A 4,496-nucleotide genomic window follows, 5' to 3' on the forward strand; every position below is an offset into this window, starting at 1 on the left:
CATTGAGTGAAGGTGAAAAACAGATTTTATGTGTTATTGGTGGCTTAACAATGACGCATCATCAAGAATGTTTGGTTTTGTTAGATGAACCAGATACACACTTAAACCCTGCTTGGTCATGGGAGTATAATAAATTACTGAAAGACTCATTACATAGTGAACAGCAACAAGACTCAACAGTATTCATTGCTACACATGACCCTGTGCTCATTTCAGGCTTAACACGAGAACAAGTATTAATAGCAAAAAATGAAAATGGGGCATTAAGCTATGACCACCCCCACCGCAATCCACGTGGGCAAGGAGTGGCTAATCTATTAACAAGTGAATTTTTCGCGCTACCGTCTAGTTTAGATCAACATACACAAGGGCTTATGGATAGACGAATTGAATTGTCTTATAAGCCTACAAAGCTAACTGATAACGAAAGAACAGAGTTAACAGAAATCAATGATTCATTAGATAAGTTAGGGTTGACAATATCCTTCAGGAATAGAGACTTTGCCGAGTTTGAAGAGCAAAAGTACTCTAAGGACGATAACTTGTGAGATACATAGATTTAGATTCTGTTTTAGATTCATCTCCAGATGAAGTTTTATATGAATTAAAACTTGTTAACTACTCCATGATAGCTTTATCTGATGATGACAAAATAGCAAGAGCCAGCACCGGAAATGCTATCTGGAGACCAATTAAGGCGTATTTAGAACAAGCTTCGAAAAGAAAATGTTGGTATACAGAGTCTAAAAATGCTGGTTGTCTTAATGATGTTGAACATTTTCGACCTAAAGGAAAAATTCATAAGCCTAAAAAAGAACCTTTAATACATTGGTATTGGTTCTTAGCTTTTAATCCAATGAACTACCGGTTGAGCTGCCAGTTTGCTAATCGACTAAATCATAATGAACTATATGGAAAGTCAGGAGGCAAAGGTAATCACTTTCCATTGTTGAATGGTACAACACATTCAACTGACCTAACTGGTTTAGCTCAAGAAGAACCTATTTTATTAGACCCGTGCGTTAAGTCTGACACCGAGTTGTTAGAGTTCTTACCAGACGGTAGACCAGTATTGTCCCCTAAGTTTAATCACGACCCAGACGCTAAAAATCGAGTAGAGCAAAGTAAATTATTACTAAATTTGGATTTCCCAACTTTTAATGAAGATCGTGAAGAGCTTTACAACAGAGTAAAAGAGTTAGTTCAAGATGGCGACGATAATCAAGGTAATGCAGCTGTTATGAGAATGGTTGAGAGGGATTTGAGAAAATTGATGAACAAGGATTCTGAATATAGCAAGGCAGCAGAGTGCTATGTAAGAGGCTTTAGAAATAAAGATTGGGTTGAAGCAATTATATTAAGCATTTAAAAATATTATAGCTATTTATCCAAACATCTCATTTAAAATAGATTTAGATTAAATACTATAAATACTATAAATGCTTTTTAGCTCAAACTAGAAGCCTATTAACCAATAGGCTTCATCTGCTGACCAACTAGGAGTTATAAAAACTATGCCCACGAGTCGTTTTGTTTCTCCCCCAGAATCTCAATTTAATAAACTTCGCCAACCTTTAACGCCAGGTGAAAAGTTAGTTTTCGAATTTTTTGATACTCACTTACCTGAAGGTTGGGAAATCTATATACAGCCTCATTTAAATGGTTTGCGCCCTGATTTTGTTATATTGAATCCAAAAGTGGGCATTGGTGTTTTTGAAGTTAAAGACTGGAATTTAAATGCGATGGACTATCGCATAGAAGAGCAGAGAAATCATCCACCAAAACTCATTGGTACTAAAGACGGAAAATCATTTTCACTGCAAAGCCAAAACCCTATTGAAAAAGTTCAACAATATAAGCAAGAAATATTTAATTTATACTGCCCCCGACTTGAACAAGGCTCTGGTTTCGCAGCTATAACAGCAGGCGTCATCTTCCCGTTTGCGAGTGAACAGCAAGTACGCACTTTATTTAACAAAAGCATGCAGTACAGAGATATGATTAAGTATTCGCATTTTTATCCTGTTGTTGGTGCTGACTCATTACAGAGTGGTGATTTACTGCGTGTATTTCCTGAAGGAAAGCGCTATTACTCAAAGTATATGAACCAAGATCTCTACTTAGACTTTAAGAACTGGTTGATTGAGCCTGATTTTGCAGCTGAACAACGAAAGCCTTTAATGCTAGATAAAGCCCAAAAAAGCTTTGTGAATAGCAGAACAAAAAATGGTTACCGCCGTATTAGAGGTGCTGCAGGGTCTGGTAAATCACTTGTTTTGGCAGCGAGAGCAGCTGAGCTATTAGCTGAAGGTAAAACCGTCTTAGTTGTTACCTACAATATTACTTTACTTCATTACTTAATGGACGTAGCGGTTCGTTGGCCTAGCGGAGATGGCAAAACGAGAAAGGATATTACATGGCTTAACTTTCATTACTGGTGCAAGCGAGTTTGCATGGAAAGTGGCCATGAAGATGATTACAAAGCCCTCTGGGAAAACTCTGATGAAGAAGATGTATTAAACATTGCTCTACCCGCCTTAGTAAACCGAATTATTGATACTGTTCCAGATGAAGTGACACATTACGATGCCGTTTTAGTTGATGAAGGGCAGGACTTCATGCCCCACTGGTGGGCTTTACTAAGAAGGGTCTGTTTAGACAAAGGTGAAATGCTACTGGTAGCTGATGCAACTCAAGATATATATGACACTGCGAAGTCATGGACTGACGAAGCGATGAAAGGCGCTGGATTTAGCGGTGCATGGGCAGAGTTAGAAACAAGTTATCGCCTACCTCAATTAGCTATGGATAAAGTTTGTGAGTTCGCGACTCAATTTATGCCACCAGAGCTAGTTAACCTACCTAAATCCGCACAGTTAGGCCTTGCCATCGAACCATGTAATTTACGCTGGGTACAAGTTAATGAAAGCAATGCAATTGATGTGTGTTGTGATGAGTTGATGAGGCTTGCGATAGAGAACAACTTTAATGATGGTTTATCTATTACTGACAGCACTTTTTTATGTGACAGTAAAAAATTAGGATTTGAAGTAATTAAAAAGCTTGGTAGTAAAGGTGTAAAAACAGTTCATACATTTGCCCACGATGATAAAGAGTCTCGCCGCCAAAAAGTAGGTTTTTACATGGGTGATGCACGAATCAAAGCAACCACCCTTCATAGCTTCAAAGGTTGGGAATCTAGAGCTTTAGTTATTTACGTCAGCAATAAAACAGACTTTAAAACACTAGCACTGATTTACACTGGGCTAACTCGCTTAAAAAGACACGAGGAAGGCAGTTGCTTAACCGTTGTCTCTTGCTCAGAGAAGTTATTGGAATACGGTAAGAAGTGGCCAGAGTTTGAGAGTAAGGCATTAAATAGGGCTATTGAATTCAATTAACATCAATAATCAGCTTTATTGCAAGCCATTGAGTTACTTTCAGGGGTTTCAAGCCTATGGCCGTTTGATATGGAAAAACTGTATCTGAATTAGTGATCTCATTACCCAAATAAGAAATATCATAAAATATCTCTTTTTATCATTCGAATATCTATTTTATTATTCACCCTTTCTCTTACTATTTATTTGGACAATCAATCAACTAGGAGAAAATAAATGTCGAATCAAAATAACAACCATAAAGCGAACCAAAATAACACCAATAAAGGAACTTCAGGAAGCAATCCTGCTAACGCTAAAGTTCAAGGTAATAAAGGTAAGCAAATGAACCCAAACCAGAAGAAATAAAATAATAATGACAAGCAGGTAAATATTTACCTGCTTTATTTAAGGGAAGAAATGGAATCTAAAAATCCTAAAAAAAGTAAACGGAAATTTAAGCAAACTAAACAATTAGTTAAACTGGCATTAAACAATGGATGGACTCAGCCAGAGATAGCTGAAGCTTGTAGAACTCAACAATCTGTTGTTAGCGCATGGGCGAATGGAAAAAAGCAAGGTACTGAGCAACAACTCAAACCTCTTTTAGATATTTTTGGTCATAAATTAAGACGCAATTCATTTGGTGTTTATTGGAGCATCGATAGTGGTTCCCAAGAGAAAACCTATCATAAAGTTGAAGGTAACATTATTTTAAACCAAGAGCTTTACCAGAGAAAACTTGTGGATAGGCGAATAAAAAAATTCCCAATGTATAAGCTTGTCATCCATTATCAAGGGGGTGATGAATTTAGGCTTGTATATCAAAGTCGGCACACATCAGTAAATACATATGCCGAGCTAATGACCGAAGATATAATCTGGGATTCGAAAATTACAGAGCGCTATAAATTACCAGAACTAATTATTGCGATTGATAAATACGCAAAGCGGTTAAAGGATGAACTCAAAACTGAAACCACAGCACTACCATTAATTGCAAGGCAAGCCTTGCTCAATTATGGTTTTGATATTGAAGGGGTTGTTGAATATCCTGCAGTTTGGTAAGTTAAAGAACCCAAAATAGGAAGTTGGCACCTTAACGCCAAAATATGT

At 37.1% G+C, this 4,496-nt stretch carries 5 protein-coding genes; all 5 read left to right on the forward strand.

Annotated features, from left to right (window positions below; translation table 11 throughout):
* A partial coding sequence (locus CXF74_RS20600) for an AAA family ATPase (RefSeq protein WP_157822485.1) occupies nucleotides 1-548 on the forward strand: 548 nt, incomplete at its 5' end.
* The gene (locus CXF74_RS20605; protein WP_101084417.1) at nucleotides 545-1,369 is read left to right on the forward strand and encodes a hypothetical protein; all 825 of its coding nucleotides are present in this window, start codon (nucleotides 545-547) and stop codon (nucleotides 1,367-1,369) included. The genes CXF74_RS20600 and CXF74_RS20605, both read left to right, overlap by 4 nt.
* Nucleotides 1,370-1,514: 145 nt before the next feature.
* Complete coding sequence (locus tag CXF74_RS20610; protein ID WP_101084418.1) at nucleotides 1,515-3,401, forward strand: AAA family ATPase; 1,887 nt, start codon at nucleotides 1,515-1,517, stop codon at nucleotides 3,399-3,401.
* A 216-nt stretch (nucleotides 3,402-3,617) separates the two neighbouring features.
* Nucleotides 3,618-3,749 carry an alpha-amylase gene (locus CXF74_RS22955; RefSeq protein WP_101084420.1) on the forward strand — a complete coding sequence of 44 codons (132 nt, stop codon included), beginning with the start codon at nucleotides 3,618-3,620 and terminating at the stop codon, nucleotides 3,747-3,749.
* 51 nt (nucleotides 3,750-3,800) lie between these two features.
* Nucleotides 3,801-4,448, forward strand: coding sequence for a helix-turn-helix transcriptional regulator (locus CXF74_RS20620; RefSeq protein ID WP_101084422.1), 648 nt, complete (start codon nucleotides 3,801-3,803; stop codon nucleotides 4,446-4,448).
* Nucleotides 4,449-4,496 lie beyond the last annotated feature (48 nt).

Source organism: Psychromonas sp. Urea-02u-13, assembly GCF_002835995.1.
GTDB lineage: Bacteria > Pseudomonadota > Gammaproteobacteria > Enterobacterales > Psychromonadaceae > Psychromonas.

Coding starts and splice junctions, on each gene's coding strand:
- CXF74_RS20610 (WP_101084418.1), top strand. CDS start 1,515: ATGCCCACGAGTCGTTTTGTTTCTCCCCCAGAATCTCAATTTAATAAA.
- CXF74_RS22955 (WP_101084420.1), top strand. CDS start 3,618: ATGTCGAATCAAAATAACAACCATAAAGCGAACCAAAATAACACCAAT.
- CXF74_RS20620 (WP_101084422.1), top strand. CDS start 3,801: ATGGAATCTAAAAATCCTAAAAAAAGTAAACGGAAATTTAAGCAAACT.